Below are 16,369 nucleotides of genomic sequence, written 5' to 3'. Positions count from 1 at the left end.
GACGCACAGCGCGCCTCGCAAAATGCCGGGGCGGGATAGGCGCGCGTATCTCGAGGTGTGCGGGACATGGCATGCGCAAGGCGAGGGCTTTGCGACGTGGCTTTGCGCTCTCCGACCGATAGTTACAATAACACGCATCATCGAGCAGAAAGTCGTCAAACGCATTCATGCCCGCTTCCCAACGCGGCGACGTCCGGGTTCCACTCCGGGCGCTCCTCATCCAAGGTCGACAGATCGACGCCGATCTCATCGTGGCCGAATTACGGCATGCGGGATTCGACGTCGAGCACGCACGCGTTGACGACGAAGCTTCCATCCGGCGCTCGCTTGCGTTAGGGACGTGGGACGTCGCCGTATGCGACTACGAACTCCCGCGATTGCACTCAAAAGATGTCTGCGCGATCCTGCGCACATCCGGTTCTGACGCGCCGCTAATCGTGGTGGCCGGCGAGCTGGATGCTTTGTCCGCCGCAAGCGTCATCAAGCGCGGCGCGTGCGATCTTATCCTTAAACACGATCTGACTTCGCTTCGCGCATGCATCGATCGCGAAATGGCGCGCCGCCAATCGCCGGCCGGACTCGAAGCCTCGCGCAACCGGCTCGAGCTTCTGACCGCCGTCGTCGCCGATTGGGATGCCGGCGTCGTCGTGTACGATGCGGAAGTGCGCGATGACGGCCTCGTCCGCATCGTGTATGCCAACGACGCGATCGAACGCTACACGGGTTACGTGCCGGCCGAACTGATCGGCCAGAGCCCCGCAATATTCTATCACGACGCGGAACAGAACGCCGCGCTTGGCAAGATTCGCGACGCCGTTCAAGCCGGCGTCGCGTCTTCGGTCCGCCACCGGCGCGACACGAGCGATGGCATCGTCATGTGGGTGGAGCTGACGACGTCGCCGATCCGCAGCGCGGACGGATCGATCCTCAACTGGATGACGATCCGGCACGACGTCAGCGAGCAGCAGCTGAACAAAGAGGCGCGCGTTGCGACCGAAAGCCGGCTCGCGCTGTTGATGTCGCAGTTGCCGGTCGCCGTATTGACGTACGATCGCGAAATGCGGGTCACATCGGCCTCCGGCGCGCAGCTTCCGGTGTTCCGCGGTCCGGTGACGTCGTTCGTCGGCCGCAACATCCGTGATCTATTGGCGAGCGACAACATATATACGGCCGCCATCGTGCAAATGCACGAGCGCGCGTTCGGCGGCGAATCTTCAACCCTCGTCGAAGACGAGCCGGGCGGTTCGGTCGAATCGTTTGTCGAGCCGTTTCGCGACGCAGGCGGCGATATCATCGGCTCCGTCTCGGTGCTCGTCGACGTAACCGTTTCACGGCGTGCCGAAACTGCGTTGCGCGCGGAAGAATCTCGATCCCGCATCATCCTCGACGAGATGCCGGCGACGCTGTGGACCGTCGACACCGATCTTCGCATCACGTCTTCGAAGGGCGCCGGCTTGGCCGTGCTCGGTCTGAGGCCCGAACAGCTCGTCGGCACGCTGCTGCACGAAATTCCGCGATCCGGCGAGTTCACCACAGAGACGCTCGAGGCGCATAGGATCGCACTGAACGGCGAAGCGTGCAGCTTCCTCGCTACGATCGGCGAACGCCGCCTCCGGGCGCACATCGAACCTTTACGCGATGCCGGCGGAACGATCACAGGAGCGATCGGCATTGCGCTCGACATCACGGCGGAGATGGAAGCGCAAGAATCGGTGCGGGCAGCCGAAAGCCGGTTGGCGCTTCTCGTGCGCCAATTGCCGGCGCTGATGTGGGCGACCGACAATGACATGCGCGTCACATGGACCGACGGCAAGGCGCTGAATAGCATCGGCCTCGACCGCGAGAACGCGGTGGGGATGGAATTGCAGACGTACTTCAAAGGCATCGATCCCGAGGTCGCGATCGAGCAGCATCACCGCGCAGCGCTGGACGGGATGTCGACGGAGTATTTCCAGGATTGGATGGGCCGGCTTTTCAACGTGCATTTGGAGCCGATACGCGCGGCCGACGGAAGCGTGAGCGGTGTGCTCGGCATCGCTATCGACGTCACCGATCAGAAGCGGGTTGAAGCCGAGCTAAGGAAAAGCGAAGTCTCACTCGCCGCAGCTCAGGAGGTCGCTCACCTCGGCAATTGGGAGCGCGATTTTCACTCCGGCGCGACAACGTACTCGGACGAGTGCTACAGGATCCTTGGACTCGTGCCGGGCCGAGACTCGATCGCGCCGGCCGGTTTTTACGAGTTCGACCATCCGGAAGACGTCGACGCCGTGCGCCGGACGATAGTCGAATCCGAGGCCAACCACGTCCCCTATAGCCTCGATCATCGCATCAAGCGGCACGACGGTGAGGTGCGCTGGGTTCACGAACAAGGCGGGTACGTGCTGGACAAGGACGGCGTTGCCCTGAAGCTCTTCGGCACGTTGCTCGACATCACCGAGCGAAAACACGCGGAAGAGCGGCTCGCGCATCTCGCGCATCACGACGCGCTTACCGATCTTCCGAACCGAGTGATGCTCGACGATCGTCTCGCGCAGAGCATCGCTCACGCCGGGCGCAACGGCCGCGTCACGGCGGTGCTCTTCCTTGACCTGGATCGTTTCAAGGACATCAACGACACGCTCGGACATTCGACCGGCGACAGGCTGCTCAAACGCGTCTCGGAACGGCTCTCGCAGTGTCTGAGAACCGGCGACACCGTGGCGAGATCCGGCGGCGACGAATTCATCATCGTGCTCGCGGATGTCGCGCACGTGGACGACGTGACGGTGGTCGCCAAACGAATCGTGGACTCGTTCACCACGCCGTTCTCCGTGGACGGCCGCGAACTCTATGCGAGCGCGAGCATGGGAATCAGCGTATTTCCGTTCGACGGACGCGACGTCGACAGCCTGATCCGGTTCGCCGATGCGGCCATGTACAAAGCCAAGGACGCCGGCCGCAATCATTTCCAATTTTTCACCGCGGACATGAACGCGAAAGCGTTGGCCCGGTTGACCCTCGAAGGCGATCTGCGGCGGGCGATCGACCGCGGACAGCTCGTGCTTCACTATCAGCCGGTCCTCAGTCTGGCCTCCGGATCCATCGTCGGCGCCGAAGCGCTGCTGCGCTGGAACCATCCCGAGCACGGCTTGGTGATGCCCGCCGACTTCATCCCACTCGCGGAGGAAACGGGTTTGATCGTGCCCATCGGCGAGTGGGTGCTGAATTGCGCCTGCGCACAAGCGCGCGCTTGGGACGCAAACGGTCACGATCCGCTGCGGATGATGGTCAATATCTCGGCCCGGCAGTTTCAAGAGAGAAACCTCGGCGAAGTGATCGACCGTGCTCTGGCCGCGTCCGGCCTGCCGGCGAATCGCCTGGAGCTCGAGATCACGGAATCGGTGGTCATGCGGGATACCGAAGAGACGATCCGCTCGCTCAAGAGCCTCAAGGCGAAAGGCCTCCGGCTTTCCGTCGACGACTTCGGCACGGGTTACAGCTCGCTCGGCTATCTCAAGCTCTTTCCGGTCGACACGCTCAAGATCGATCGCTCGTTCGTCCGCGATATCTCTGTCGATGCATTCGATGAAGCCATCGCTGCCGCGATCGTCGGTCTTGCGCGCAGCTTGCGCCTTCACGTGATCGCCGAGGGCGTCGAGACCCAGACCCAGCTCGCATTCCTGCGCCGGGTCGGATGCGACGAGATGCAGGGCTACTTGTTCAGCAAAGCGGTGCCGGCCAGCGAATTCGAAGCGCTGTTGTCCGAAGGGCGCAGGCTAGCGGCGAGCGCCTGAGGGCAGCGCGGCGATCATCTCCAAGGCGGCCGCCCTTGGATCGCGCGCTTGTGAAACCCAGCGCAGCACCGATACACCGCGTCCTCCCGCCGCGACGACCTCCGCGACGTTCGACGGCTCGAGCCCCCCGATCGCGAAAAACGGACGCGTGCAATGAGCTGCGGCGTAGCGAACAAGTGCGGTGCCGACTGCGGCGCGGCCAGGCTTGGTCGGCGTGGCATGCACCGGGCCGACACCTATGTAATCGACGGGCTCGCGTTCGGCGGCGCCGATCTGTTCGGGCGAGTGCGTCGACAGCCCCACGATCGCGGTCGGACCGACGAGGCGGCGCGCGAGCGACGGCGGGATGTCGTCTTGACCGAGATGGACGCCGTCCGCACCGGCGAGCACCGCGATGTCCACCCGGTCATTGACGATGAACGGAACGCCAAGGCGCGAGCAGACCTCTGAGCCCCGGATCGCCATCGAGAGAAGCCCGGCATCATCGAGTTCGCGATCGCGTAACTGCACCATGTCCACGCCGCCCGCGATGGCGGCTTCTAAGAACGCTTCGAACGGCCGAAGCGCGGGGCGCGCGTCGGTGATGAGATAGAGGCGCACCCGGTCGACCCGTGCAGGCACGGTCACAGCGTCAACCGCCGCCGACCATCTGCACAATCTCGATCGCATCGCCTGGGCCGAGAACGGTCGTCGGAAACTCTTCGCGAGAAAGCGGGGCGCCGTTCAATTCGACGATGACGATTTTTGTCGCGAGCTTGAGCTGGGCCGCGAGATCCGTGACGGTCGCGCCGTGCGGCACGGTGGTCGAACGTCCATTCACGCTGACGATGATGTTGTTCATGCGCGCGCCGCGCTCGCGGGTGCCTGCATGACTTCCCAATCCTTGAAGACGGGTTCGTAGCCCATGGCGCGGAGTCCGGAGGCGACGTCGTCCGGCGATCGCAGATCCTCCAGCTCGAACTGCTCGCCGGCTTCACCCGGATTTTCGTATCCGCCGGGTTCCGTGCTCGAGCCGGCGCTCATATGGGTGACGCCAAGCGGTGCGAGCCGATCTCGCAGGTCGGGCGCTTCTCGTGTCGAGAGCGCGATGCCGGCGGTCGGCAATGCCAGCCGGATCATGCAAAGGATGCGGACGAACTCCGCGACGCCGACGGGATGTGCGGGCGTGAAGCCGCCCTCCGCAGGATTGATGCGTGGAAACGAAACGTTGATCTGCGACCGCCAACAATGCCGTTCGAGCCAGCGCGCGTGCTGCAGGAGCGCAAGCGCTTCGAACCGCCAGTCCCCGAGACCGAGCAGCGCGCCGATTCCCAGATGACGTATGCCTCCGCGGGATGCGCGCTCGAGTGCGTCCATCCGCCAGGCGTAACGCTTTTTCGGCCCGCCGAGATGGTGCGCGGCATAGACGTCCGGATCGTAGGTCTCTTGATACAACACGACCCCGTCGCAGCCCGCGCCCACGTAGATCCGGTAGTCCTCTTCTTCGGCAGCGGCGATCTCCAACGCGACGTAAGCGGCATGGCGCTTGGTCTCACTCACGCATTGCGCGACGTAGTCGGCGCCGACCCGTTTGGGGTGCTCCGCGGAGACGAGCAGGATGTTGCGAAATCCGCGGTCCGCGAGCGTGCGCGCTTCCCGCGCAACTTCGTCGAGGCGCAACGTCTTACGCCGGATGTCCAGGCCCATCGAAAATCCGCAATACGTGCACGTGCACACGCATTCGTTGCTGAGATAGAGCGGCGCGAACATCTGCATGGTCAAGCCGAATCGCTCGACCGTGGCGCGATGGGCGAGCGTCGCGATCTCCTCGATCATATCGGCCGCGGCGGGCGAGATCAACGCGGCGGCCGCGTCGAGATTTTCGACACCTGAGGAGAGCGCGGCTCGCACGCCGCGTGCGTCGACGTGATCCGCGCGCGCGAGCGCGTCTCGTATCAACGTCGGTTGGAAGTTTTCGGAGAAAGTCATAGCGACGCCGCTAGCGCACGATCGGGGATAGAAAACCCGTGAGCGGGCTCGACGCGCTCCCCGCGGCGAACTCCGGAGCGCGGCCCGCAAGAAACGCGAGCCGGCCCGCGCGCACGCCAAGCGCGAACGCGCGCGCCATCGCTTCGCTGTCGGAAGCGGTCGCAACCGCGGTGTTGACGAGCACGGCGTCCGCGCCCATCTCCATTGCTGCGGCCGCGTGCGAAGGAACGCCCAGCCCGGCGTCAACCACCACCGGCACGTTCGCTTGCTCGATGATGATCGCGATGGCGGCCGCCATCTTGAGCCCACGGCCGGAACCGATTGGCGCGGCCAACGGCATCACAGCAGCAACGCCGACTTCTTCCAGGCGCTTTGCCAAGACAGGGTCGGCGTGTATGTAGGGAAGCACGGTGAATCCGTCTTGCACCAGCCGTTCGCACGCGCGCAGCGTCTCGATGGGATCGGGCATGAGATAACGAGGATCGGGTATGACCTCGACCTTGATCCACGGCGGAAGCCCAGCGCTGCGTGCGAGCCTGGCTAAGCGCACCGCCTCATCTGCCGTCGAAGCGCCCGACGTGTTCGGTAGGATGAGGATTTTCGAGCTGTCGATGTACGCCGTTATCGGATCCGAAGGCGCATCGAGATCGACGCGCCGCACGGCGACCGTCACCATCTCGGCCTCGGATGCCGCGATGGCGGCCCTCATCGCTTCGTTGCTCGCGAACTTACCGGTGCCGAGGATGAGGCGTGAGCGCAACGCCCTCCCGCCGATGATGAGCTGGTCGGACAACGTGGGGACTCCCTGAGGCGATGTGGGATAGAAGATGGTTCTGCGCGGGAATGAACGCTCCCCGCACCCGCGGACGCAGGAGATAGCCATGGCTGTCCGGCCATTCGACCCCGTCCAAGAGGCGCCGATCATCGTCGCCATACTTATTCCGGTTCTCATCCTGCTGGCCTTCGGCGGATTCGCATTTTTCGGGGCGCTCATGTCGCCGGCCGCGCTTTCGAGTCCGGCTACGATCCAAAACATCTTCACCCCAACGCTGCTCGTGGGATTTGGTCTTGCTGCGCTCGTGGGCTTGGTCTTGTCGCTGCTGTCAACCGGCGCCGTGTACGGAGCCTCCGCGGACGCGCTTGCCGGCCGGACGGTGGACTTTGCGTCGTTGATGACGAGCGGCCCGAAGCATGCCGGAAGCATATTCGTCTTCTACGTCATCATCTGCGGCGTCGGACTCGTGGCCGAATTGGTCGTTGCGCTGCTCGCCATGATTTCGCACGGCATCCTCGGCGTTTTCGGTTTCATCGCGCTTTTTGGAGCCGCCATCTACGCCGCGTTCCTCCTCATGTATGGGCTGCCGGCGATCGTCGTCGGTGGAAAAAACCCTGGCAATGCGATGCTCGATTCGGCGGATCTCGCTCGTGCCAACGTGGGCCCGACGTTGATCTTGATTCTGGCCGGTATCGTGCTCGCGATCGGCGTGGGAGTCGTGAACTTGGCCGCGTTCATCGCCCTTTTCTCAGTCCACTTCTACCACGCTGCTTTCGGGCGCACGCGTTGATACGAGCGCCGTTGCCGCCGCAAGCGCGACGCCGCCGCCCGGCGCCCCCTAAGGGAATTCACAGCCACGACGCCGTAGAAGATAGGCGATGGTCGCTCGACGGTAGTCAGCGTCCGCCTTACCGTGCATGAAGGAGAGCTGCGATGGCAGTCAACCGGACGTTCGATCCCGTCGCCGAAGCGACCGCGGCCTTTCAAGTCGTCGTCAAGAATTGGATGCTCGCGGTTCCGCAGTTGATCGTAGGGATCATCGTCGTCGTGCTCGCGCTTGTTCTCGGACTTGGAAGCATCATGGCAGCCGGCGGGTTAGCGGCCATGATGAGTCACGGCGACAACGGCGCTGGCTTGGCCGCACTCAGCAGTTTGATGGGCACGATTTGGATCATCGCGCTTGTCGCCGTCGTGTTGGGATTGATCGCCTGCGCCGCCACGATCATCGCTGCCAACGACGCCTTGGCCGGACGTCCGGTAGATATCGGAGGGGCCGCGGGCAAGGCCGTCGCGAACCTCGTCCAATTGCTCATCTTCGGGGTCATCATGGGCGTCGCGTGTGCGATCGTCGCCATCACGTTCATCGGACCGCTCATCATCGGAATCCTCATGATGTACGGCTTTCAGGCGATCGTCTTGGGCGGACAATCGGGCATCTCCGCGATCTCCGAGTCTTACCGGCTCGTGACGAAGAATTTCGGACCGAGCATCATCGCCGTGTTAGCCGCCATCGTCGCGTATATCGTGGGATTTGTGATCAACATGGTGCTCGGCATCATTCCGGTCATAGGCCAGATCATCGCGTTGATCGTCGGCGCGTTCATCTTCGCATACACCATAACCGTTATAACGCGCTTCTATTCGCTGCTTCAAAGCGGCGCGGTCGTGACTGCTACGCCCGTTCCGCCCATGATTCCGCCGGCCGCATCGTAGGCCTAGACTCCGCGCTGACCTATTTAGCGAATACCGAATCGGGTATGTCGATATTGAGCTTGTAGGTGCCGTAGTCGCTCACGACGTGCGCCTTGTATTGGGTCAGATCGAAATCGCCGATCGCTTTGCGTGGCAGCAAGAATCCACCGACCACGGCGTTTGTCTGGTGCACATCTATCGAGCCGCCGTCCTTATAGTGCCATCGTTCGCGCACGATGCCGTAGTCCGCAGGATCGACATCGACGATGACTGCAGCAACGTTGCCCGCCTTCTTGGGCACAAGTTTCAATTCGGTGTCTGAATTCAGGGTGATGTCGTACGTCTGCGGCCAAGTCTCCGGCGTGCCCAGCGTGCCGGCTAGATGCTTGAACGCATCCGCAAGCATCGGCACCGTGTCGAAATCGACGGCGCTTTTGTCCGGCCGTTTGAAATAGGCTTTGCCGTCAAGTCCCGTGTGCATCGAGAGAAACGAGTGCAGGTCGACATCGAAGTGCACCGGCACTTCGTACGATGTGAGCCCGGCATTGGGCGCCGCCATGTGTGCCAGCAGATCGCCGGCGAGCACCACGGCCAAAATTATTGCATGCATGGTCACCTAACGATTAACATCCGCAATGCGTTTCGGCGTGCCCGCTGACCCTCCGACCGTGGGGTGCCTGCGCCGGGGACGCGGCGGAATCGGGAAATATCAACTACCGCCGCTCGGATTCATCGGCTTTCACCGATTCATACACCCCGGCTTCCGGCACCCCACGGTCGGAGGGTCAGCGCACGTCCGACAACGTCGCGGTTATCGGCAGCGTGAGGTTGCTGGAGTGGACCGGCTGCACTTTGTCGGACGGATTGATGTAGTGCATCGCTTGGTTGACGGCGATCGCGGCTTCCGACGCGCCGCACGCGATGAGCTTGAGTTTGCCCGCGTGGCTCACGACGTCGCCTGCCGCGTAGATGCCGGCGACGCTCGTCTCTTGGGTCGCCGTGTTCACCACGATGCCGTTTCCTTCGACGGCTATGCCCCATTGTTTGAGCGTGCCGAGATCTGAGACGAACCCCAGCGCGCACAGAATGGCGTCGCATTCCAAGCGGTGCGTCTCTTTGGTCTTCTTGTTGACGATCGTCACGGCGCTGACGTGTGTGTCACCGTGGACCTCTTCGACTTCGAAGTCGGGCTGATGGATGTGCACTTTCGATGCGCGAAGCCGGTCGACGGTGGCGGCGTGCGCGCGAAACGCAGACCGGTGCACTACAGAGACGCTTGCGGCTCGCGGCTCCAACGCAAGCGCGTAGTCGACGGCCGAATCGCCGCCGCCCACGATCGTGACGCGAAGACCAGCAAATTCGTCGAACGCGCGCGCATAGTAGTTCAGTCCGGAGCCTTCGAAGCGCTCTGCAGTGGGCGCGGCAAGTTTGCGCGGCGAAAACGCGCCGATCCCGGTCGTGAGCACGATGGCTCGGGTGCGGTGCCGAGCCTTGTCCGTGACAATGGTGAAAGCGCCATCCTCATCTCGCGCAATATCGGTGACGCGCTCCTCGAGACATTTGGCGTGCGGCCATTGAAACGCTTGGTCCACGCATCCTTTGACAAGATCTTGCGCGACGATCGCTGGAAAACCAGGCATATCGTAGATGTATTTTTCAGGATAGAGCGCGTAAAGCTGGCCGCCGAGCTCTGGCAGCACGTCGATGACTTTTGCTTTTGCGCCGCGCATGCCGGCGTAGAAGAGGGCGAAAAGCCCACTCGGTCCGCCGCCGATCACGGTGATGTCAAATATCTCCATGACGGCCTCATTGGACGCCGGACTCGCGTTTCTTCCCGCACCGCGACAGGTGTCGCCGTTGCGACGGCCGTATGCCCCCGGCATGGCTACGGTAAAACAATACGGCGCGTGGCTCGCCGCCTTCCGCATTTTGATCGGCGCGACGTGGCTCATCCACGGCTACGGCAAACTGACCGATGCGCAATGGGCGCTGCCGAACGGCGACTGCTACCAATTTCTCACGGGCATGACGGCGCACACCGAAGGCTTTTATCATGATTTCATCGCCAACACCGTCTTGCCGCACGTCACCGTGTTCGCGACGATGGTCGAATGGGGCGAAACGCTGACGGGTGCGTCGCTCGTGCTCGGACTGTTCTCGCGCATCGGCGGCCTGGTCGGATTATTGCTGGCGCTGCAGTATTGGGCCGCAAAGAATGCCTTTGCCCATCTCGACGGCTATGCGGGTCTCGACATCATCACCGCGATCGCTTCGGCGCTCAATCTCGTATTGCCGACCGGCGCCGTGTTCGGTCTCGACGCGTTATTCGGACGCCGAAAAGGGGGCCGAACTCCTGGTTGACGAGCGTGCGCATCGAGGGGGAGGCTAGGTGCGTGTAATCGGGACGCCGAAGCCCGTTCGGCCACATGACTAGCGCTGGAGGACGGACATGCTGACCAAGGTCTCCCGACCAACTCTCGATGATCTCGGACTTTCTCCCGGTAAGCGCGCGCGACTCCATCGCATGTTGTACGAATATGGACCCGGCAACGGTACGCTCCTGTTCTTGCCCATCGATCAAGGCCTCGAACACGGACCGGTCGATTTCTTCGATAACCCCGACAGCATGGATCCGGACTTCGAGTATAATCTGGCGCTCGACGGCAACTATTCCGGCATCGCGTTGCACTACGGGTTGGCGGCCAAATATTTCAGCAAGTTCGCCGGCAAAATACCGCTTGTCCTGAAGATCAACGGCAAGACCAACATCCCAAGCGACGATGACCCGTTCTCGCCGCTCACCGCGACCGTCGAAGACGCCGTCCGTCTGGGCGCCGACGCGGTGGGATACACGCTTTACGTCGGTTCACCGTCGCAGGGGGAGGACATCGCCCAACTGACCGATGTGCGAAACGAATGCGACCGCTACGGAATGCCGCTCATCGTATGGGCATATCCGCGCGGCGCCGCCATCAAGACCAAAGGCGGCCAGGACTCGCTCTATGCCGTGGACTACGCGGCGCGCGTGGCGTGCGAAATGGGCGCCGACATCGTGAAGCTCAATGTGCCGAAGGTCGACGCCAACGATAAACAGCCCAAACCCTACGACACCATGAAGTTCACCGAAGAAGAAGCGCTGCGCAAAGTCGTGAAGTCGGCGGGTCGCACGCTCGTCCTCATTTCCGGCGGCAGCAAACTGTCAGACGATGATCTCATCCACAAAGCGCGCTTGGGCATGGAAGCCGGCGTCACGGGATTGATCTTCGGCCGCAATATGTGGCAACGAAAACACGATGGCGCGCTTGCGATCACGAGCCGCATTCACGAGATGCTGAAAGGCTACTCGGCCTAACCCGAACCAGTTGTAGGGGCCGACTTTTATGGTCGGCCCCGCTTGCCCCGTCCGTTCTGTAGGAGATGAGTTCCATGCGATTTCTCGTGCTGATCGACTACACGGATATGGAAGCCCGCGCGCGTACCGTCGACGCGCACCGGGCGTATGTGGCTGCCGCGCGTGCCAGCGGCGACATTTCCGAGTCCGGTCCTTTTGCCGATGGCAAAGGCGGCATTTACGTCTTGAAAGCGGCCGACGAAAGCGTCGCGCGAGCGTTCGTCGACGCGGATCCATACTATCGAGACGGAAAATTGAAGTTCACGATCCGCGGGTTTACGTCGGCGTTCGATCCGGCGTAAATGGGCAAGCGGAGCCGACCATAAAGGTCGGCTCCTACAGAACGGCGACTAGGCCTGTGCTTCTTTCCATATCGCGAGGAATGACCGAAGTATCCGGGCGGTCGCGCCCCAGATGAGGCCGCCGTCGATCCGGTGCGCCTCGAACTCGCGTATGACGCCGGCGATTTTGATGCGCTCCAATGTCCACGCGCCCGGTGCGCTCAAGTCCGCGACGCTGATGACGATCGGTCTTGCTACCTCCGTGGAGTCGGGGACTAGGGCCGGCATCGTCTCGATGTGGCCGACGACAGGCGTGATCACATAATTCGAATTGACGGCGTGCACGTCATCGAGGCAGCCGAGCACGGTGACGTCGGCCGGGTCTATGCCGAGCTCTTCCTTCGCTTCTCGTAGTGCTGCCGACACCGGATCGACATCGCTTTGCTCGATGGAACCGCCCGGAAAACATATCTCGCCTTTATGGTCCGCGACTTCCAACGTGCGCTCGAATAACAGGAGCTGTGGAGATTCCTCGCCTCCGACTATGGAGACGAGCACCGCCGCACGCCGGACCGGAGCCGGTCGATATCCGCCCGTATGATCGACATCGCGCTCGGCGTCAAAGATGCGCCGGGCCCTAGCGGCGATGATCGCGCGCAGTCGTTCGACGGAGCCGGCGCGCACGGATCAGTTGCTTGAGAATCGGACGTCGAAGGGTGCCGGCAACGACGACATCGGATCTGACTCGCGACGGGCACGCGCGGCGAGCAATCGACGCGTCTCGCTATCCAAGAGATCGAGTTCGTCACGCAGCCGGTCGGATGCGGAATCTGCCTCGAGCAATCGTTGCTTGGCGGCCGGCGCGACCTGCATCGCATCGGCGATGAGATACGATGATGCCGCCGCATCGGTCGGCAGATCGATACGGTCGATGTCGCTTTGCGGCACCGCAAGCAAAGCGCTTAGATACTCCTTGAAGTGATCCACCGCGCTTATGCGAAGGCGCTCCGCGGTTTCTGCATGGCCGACCGGCTCTTCCAAATATTCGACTTCGGCCGACAAGTACGGCTCTTTGGCGATGACGCGCCGTACGCGAAATCGACTGGTCCCGTGGGTGACGATGAAGAGCCGCCCCTGCGAGAGCATGGATACTTCGCGGATTTCGGCGGCCGTGCCGACATCGAATGGATCGAGCTCGTCGCCGATCTCTCGCCCTTGCCGGTCCAGAACGACGCCGAACGCAAGCCGCCCGGCGATGCACTCGCCGATCAACTGCTTGTAGCGTTCTTCAAAGATGTGAAGGCGCAGCGTGGCGCCCGGCACGAGCACCGTGCTGAGCGGAAAAAGTCCTAGTGTGAATCGCATATCTGTGGCGCGCGCGCCGGCTGGTTATTAGGCGTTGCGCGCGAACGCATCTTCCCAAGCTTGCGCGATGCGTTCGAGCAAACGCTCGTCGACGCGTTCGGGATCATCCTCGAAATCGTCGAGTTCCGTCACCATGCGCAGCAATTCAGGCAGGGCGACCTGCCCGGGGTCTTCGTCCGGGTGAGCCTGTGAAAGCTCGAAGCCGATGTCGTCGACGTCCTGCCATGTGAGGCCCATAACCCGTCCCTCCCCTCTTTTTGATTTAGCGGACCCGTAAGTTGGGCATCCGTCCGCCGCTGACCTTTGTCGCGCACCGCCGAACGATCGTCATACGCCGATCACGCTATAACCCGCATCGACGTAAAGGATGTGGCCGGTGACCGCCGTCGATAGGTCGCTCGCAAGGAATACCGCCGCGTTAGCGACATCGTCCTGCGTGACGTTACGTCGAAGCGGCGATTTTGCAGCCACTTCGGCGAGGATGCTCGTGAAGCCGCCGACGGCGCGAGCCGACGCTGTCTTTATCGGTCCGGCCGAGATTGCGTTCACGCGAACGCCGCCGAGTCCGCCGAGGTCTAATGCAAGATACCGGACGCACGCTTCCAGCGCGGCCTTGGCCACACCCATGACATTGTAGTTCTGAACGGCGCGAACCGAACCGAGATACGTCATGGCCATCACCGATGCGCGCGGCGCGAATAACGGGTTGAGCTCGCGGACCATCGCGACGAGCGAATACGCGCTGACATCGAGCGCGAGCGCGAATCCATCGCGCGATGTCGCAAAGAACTTGCCGGCCAGCTCTTCTTTGCGCGCGAAGGCGATGCTATGGAACACGCCGTCGAGTTGTGCTCCGTGCGCTTCCAAGAACGCGCGCAGCGAAGCGATGCTCTCGTCCTTGCCGACGTCGCATTGCGAAACAGCGGCTTGGCCGAGCTCTTCACCTAGCTTTTCGACTTCGCCCTTGGTGCGTTCGCCCTCATACGTCAGGACGAGCTTTGCGCCGTGGGCCGATAACGCCCTCGCGACAGCATACGCGATGCTCCAGCGGTTCGCGACGCCGGTCACGAGTATGGTTTTGCCGGCAAGCAACGTCATCGTCGGCTCTCGACGCGCGTTACGATTTGAACCGCGCCGTCGCGGCATTCCAATCGACGACGTTCCACCACATCGCGAGATAATCGGGCCGCTTGTTCTGGTGCTTCAAATAGTAGGCGTGCTCCCAGACATCGTTGCCGATCACCGGGTGCAAACCTTGCGACATCGGATTGTCTTGATTCGGCGTGCTCAGGATCTTCAATCCGCCATCCGAACCGCGCGCGAGCCAGACCCAACCGCTGCCGAATTGTTTCACTCCCGCGTCGTTGAACTGCGTTTTGAATTTTTCGAAATCGCCGAACGTCTTCGTGATCGCGTCGGCGAGCGGGCCGGTTGGGGCGCCGCCGCCACCGGGCTTCATGATGGACCAGAACATCGAGTGATTCACGTGACCGCCGCCGTTGTTCCGGACCGCCGTCCGGATGTCTTCCGGCACGGCGTTGAGGTCCTTAAGCAAGGCTTCGGCGGATTTGCCGCCAAGCTCGGCGTGTTTTTCTATTGCCGCGTTCAGATTGGTGACGTATGCGGCGTGGTGCTTGTCATGATGGATGGTCATGGTCTCTTTGTCGATGTGCGGCTCGAGCGCGTCGTAGGCGTACGGCAGTGGCGGCACTTCAAACGGCATGATTTCTCTCTCCTTCGATTTGGACTCTCACGGCTTCTTCGTGCAAAGGTTTGTGGGATTAGCCGCGCGGCGCGTAACTCCTCGGCGAACTGCGCCGTCCAGAGGGGACTCCGTCTTGACGCCGTTGTACCTTGTGCAGCGTCGCCAATGCAGATCACCGTTCGTCTCTTCGCTTTCCACCGCGAGGCCGCTGGTGTCTCCGAACTCATCGTGGAACTGCCTGCCGGTTCGCGCGCTGCCGATGCGCTGGCCATGTGCCGGCGATCGCATCCGGGTCTGCCGTCCTCGGACCGTGGAATCGCGTTTGCGGTGAACCGCGAGTTCGCGGAGCCGCAGACCACGCTGCGCGATGGCGATGAGGTCGCCGTGCTTCCCCCGGTCGCAGGCGGATGACCAAGCGCTTTCTGTTGAGCGGAGAACCTCTCGACGAAGCCGCGGTCGCTTCGACCGTCGCATCACCCGGGGCAGGCGCGCTCGTCACATTCGTCGGGCGAGTTCGCGCACGTTCGCTCGATCGCGACGTGAGCCGGCTCGAGTACGAGGCGTACCCGGAAATGGTCGAAGGCGTCTTCAAGCAGATAGCAGATGAGGTCCGTGTGAAGTTCGCCGTCGATGGGATCGCGATCCACCACCGCACCGGCGTCTTGTCGGTCGGAGACACGAGCGTGATCATCGCCGTCGCGGCCGAGCACCGGCAGCCGGCATTTGACGCGTGCAGATTCGCGATCGACAGGCTCAAGCAGATCGCGCCGATCTGGAAAAAAGAACACGGGCCCGACGGCGCCGTGTGGGTCGGCGACCGGCCGTGAGCGTTACGCCAACGGATGCCGCGAAAAGTCGGCCAGATCGACGCCTTTAGCGAAGAGCAGCCGCTGCAGCGCTTCTGCTCCCGACGTTTTCCGATACTCGGCCTCGCTCGCGAAGATCGGCACCACCCAGAGAAATCGCAGATGCAATCCGTCTAGCGTGAGATACTCGAACGCATCGCCTTCGAAGATCGCTGGCGCGGCCAACAACGCTGACATGCCGTGCGTGCCGGGTATCTCTTGCGCGAGCGAAACGATGCCCCACTCGTCGACGCGCGCGCCTTTCCCGCACGCGTGCGTCGCGCACACGGCGGTGAGATCGTAGAGCACGTCCTGCGCTTCTCGCGCGACCGAGAAATACTGCTCGGCGTGCGCGTGCCCGTTCTCTTCGGCTAACGCCATGCGGCCGTGCGCGTGGGCTGCCGCGTAGGTGTATACCTCGCGCTGTTCGCTCGGCGGAAACCGGTAGACGTTGGCCGAGCATCCGGTGCCGGGAAAGAACCGGTGCGCGGAGTCGTCGGACGTTCCGAATCGCTGCCCGTAGTGGTCGACGATGCGCGCCGCGGCGCGCTCGGGATCGAACGGAAGCACCACG

Annotated in this window: 20 protein-coding genes; 8 read left to right on the top strand and 12 right to left on the bottom strand. The window is 62.6% G+C overall.

Going from position 1 to position 16,369, the window contains the following annotated elements; genetic code table 11:
• The first annotated feature begins 167 nt into the window (after nt 1-167).
• Nucleotides 168-3,773: an EAL domain-containing protein gene (locus VII69_01985; protein HEY5093866.1), complete on the top strand. Its 3,606-nt coding sequence runs from the start codon at nt 168-170 to the stop codon at nt 3,771-3,773.
• Here the strand turns inward: VII69_01985 and thiE are convergent.
• Genes thiE through VII69_01965 form a run of 4 tightly spaced genes read right to left on the bottom strand, consistent with a single transcriptional unit; the run spans nt 3,756 to nt 6,624 of the window.
• The gene (thiE, locus tag VII69_01980) at nt 3,756-4,400 is read right to left on the bottom strand and encodes a thiamine phosphate synthase (GenBank protein ID HEY5093865.1); all 645 of its coding nucleotides are present in this window, start codon (nt 4,398-4,400) and stop codon (nt 3,756-3,758) included. The two genes, VII69_01985 and thiE, sit on opposite strands and share 18 nt — an antisense overlap.
• A 4-nt stretch (nt 4,401-4,404) precedes the next feature.
• Nucleotides 4,405-4,614 (bottom strand): sulfur carrier protein ThiS, encoded by a 210-nt coding sequence (gene thiS / locus VII69_01975; protein ID HEY5093864.1) that lies wholly within the window; start codon nt 4,612-4,614, stop codon nt 4,405-4,407.
• Nucleotides 4,611-5,741, bottom strand: coding sequence for a 2-iminoacetate synthase ThiH (thiH, locus tag VII69_01970; GenBank protein HEY5093863.1), 1,131 nt, complete (start codon nt 5,739-5,741; stop codon nt 4,611-4,613). The genes thiS and thiH overlap by 4 nt, the downstream gene beginning before the upstream one ends.
• A gap of 10 nt (nt 5,742-5,751) precedes the next feature.
• On the bottom strand, nt 5,752-6,624 hold the full coding sequence (locus tag VII69_01965) for a thiazole synthase (protein HEY5093862.1): 873 nt from the start codon (nt 6,622-6,624) through the stop codon (nt 5,752-5,754).
• Between VII69_01965 and VII69_01960 the strand changes: the two genes are divergently transcribed.
• Nucleotides 6,623-7,306 (top strand): hypothetical protein, encoded by a 684-nt coding sequence (locus VII69_01960; GenBank protein HEY5093861.1) that lies wholly within the window; start codon nt 6,623-6,625, stop codon nt 7,304-7,306. The two genes, VII69_01965 and VII69_01960, sit on opposite strands and share 2 nt — an antisense overlap.
• A 143-nt stretch (nt 7,307-7,449) precedes the next feature.
• Entirely contained in the window at nt 7,450-8,229 is a 780-nt protein-coding gene (locus tag VII69_01955) for a hypothetical protein (protein HEY5093860.1), read from the top strand.
• Between the two features lie 19 nt (nt 8,230-8,248).
• On the opposite strand, the gene VII69_01950 is transcribed toward VII69_01955, so the two are convergent.
• Nucleotides 8,249-8,824 (bottom strand): hypothetical protein, encoded by a 576-nt coding sequence (locus VII69_01950; GenBank protein HEY5093859.1) that lies wholly within the window; start codon nt 8,822-8,824, stop codon nt 8,249-8,251.
• Between the two features lie 169 nt (nt 8,825-8,993).
• Nucleotides 8,994-10,007, bottom strand: a complete 1,014-nt coding sequence (locus VII69_01945; protein HEY5093858.1) for an NAD(P)/FAD-dependent oxidoreductase — start codon at nt 10,005-10,007, stop codon at nt 8,994-8,996.
• On the opposite strand from VII69_01945, the gene VII69_01940 reads away from it, so the two are divergent.
• The 3 genes from VII69_01940 (at nt 10,006) to VII69_01930 (ending at nt 11,901) form a co-directional block, all read left to right on the top strand.
• Nucleotides 10,006-10,569 carry a DoxX family protein gene (locus VII69_01940; protein HEY5093857.1) on the top strand — a complete coding sequence of 188 codons (564 nt, stop codon included), beginning with the start codon at nt 10,006-10,008 and terminating at the stop codon, nt 10,567-10,569. The two genes, VII69_01945 and VII69_01940, sit on opposite strands and share 2 nt — an antisense overlap.
• A gap of 88 nt (nt 10,570-10,657) precedes the next feature.
• Complete coding sequence (locus tag VII69_01935; GenBank protein ID HEY5093856.1) at nt 10,658-11,560, top strand: hypothetical protein; 903 nt, start codon at nt 10,658-10,660, stop codon at nt 11,558-11,560.
• 74 nt (nt 11,561-11,634) lie between these two features.
• Nucleotides 11,635-11,901, top strand: coding sequence for a YciI family protein (locus tag VII69_01930; protein ID HEY5093855.1), 267 nt, complete (start codon nt 11,635-11,637; stop codon nt 11,899-11,901).
• Between the two features lie 48 nt (nt 11,902-11,949).
• Here the strand turns inward: VII69_01930 and VII69_01925 are convergent, their stop codons facing one another.
• The 5 genes from VII69_01925 to VII69_01905 all read right to left on the bottom strand — a co-directional run bounded on the left by VII69_01925 (nt 11,950) and on the right by VII69_01905 (nt 14,968).
• Nucleotides 11,950-12,564, bottom strand: a complete 615-nt coding sequence (locus VII69_01925) for a CoA pyrophosphatase (protein HEY5093854.1) — start codon at nt 12,562-12,564, stop codon at nt 11,950-11,952.
• Between the two features lie 3 nt (nt 12,565-12,567).
• Complete coding sequence (locus tag VII69_01920; protein ID HEY5093853.1) at nt 12,568-13,245, bottom strand: LON peptidase substrate-binding domain-containing protein; 678 nt, start codon at nt 13,243-13,245, stop codon at nt 12,568-12,570.
• Between the two features lie 27 nt (nt 13,246-13,272).
• Nucleotides 13,273-13,482: a Fe-S cluster assembly protein IscX gene (gene iscX / locus VII69_01915; protein HEY5093852.1), complete on the bottom strand. Its 210-nt coding sequence runs from the start codon at nt 13,480-13,482 to the stop codon at nt 13,273-13,275.
• A 90-nt stretch (nt 13,483-13,572) separates the two neighbouring features.
• Complete coding sequence (locus VII69_01910) at nt 13,573-14,343, bottom strand: enoyl-ACP reductase (protein ID HEY5093851.1); 771 nt, start codon at nt 14,341-14,343, stop codon at nt 13,573-13,575.
• A 19-nt stretch (nt 14,344-14,362) separates the two neighbouring features.
• The gene (locus VII69_01905; GenBank protein ID HEY5093850.1) at nt 14,363-14,968 is read right to left on the bottom strand and encodes a superoxide dismutase; all 606 of its coding nucleotides are present in this window, start codon (nt 14,966-14,968) and stop codon (nt 14,363-14,365) included.
• A gap of 147 nt (nt 14,969-15,115) precedes the next feature.
• Between VII69_01905 and VII69_01900 the strand changes: the two genes are divergently transcribed.
• The gene (locus VII69_01900) at nt 15,116-15,361 is read left to right on the top strand and encodes a MoaD/ThiS family protein (protein HEY5093849.1); all 246 of its coding nucleotides are present in this window, start codon (nt 15,116-15,118) and stop codon (nt 15,359-15,361) included.
• A complete protein-coding gene (locus VII69_01895; protein HEY5093848.1) occupies nt 15,358-15,777 on the top strand; it encodes a molybdenum cofactor biosynthesis protein MoaE in 420 nt (139 codons plus the stop codon). Before VII69_01900 ends, VII69_01895 begins: the two co-directional genes overlap by 4 nt.
• 3 nt (nt 15,778-15,780) lie before the next feature.
• Here the strand turns inward: VII69_01895 and VII69_01890 are convergent, their stop codons facing one another.
• Complete coding sequence (locus VII69_01890; GenBank protein ID HEY5093847.1) at nt 15,781-16,365, bottom strand: suppressor of fused domain protein; 585 nt, start codon at nt 16,363-16,365, stop codon at nt 15,781-15,783.
• Nucleotides 16,366-16,369 lie beyond the last annotated feature (4 nt).

This window comes from Candidatus Eremiobacteraceae bacterium, assembly GCA_036511855.1.
Lineage (GTDB): Bacteria > Vulcanimicrobiota > Vulcanimicrobiia > Eremiobacterales > Eremiobacteraceae > JABCYQ01.
The sequence above is the reverse complement of the archived record's forward strand: the minus strand, read 5'-3'. Positions and strand labels throughout refer to the sequence as shown.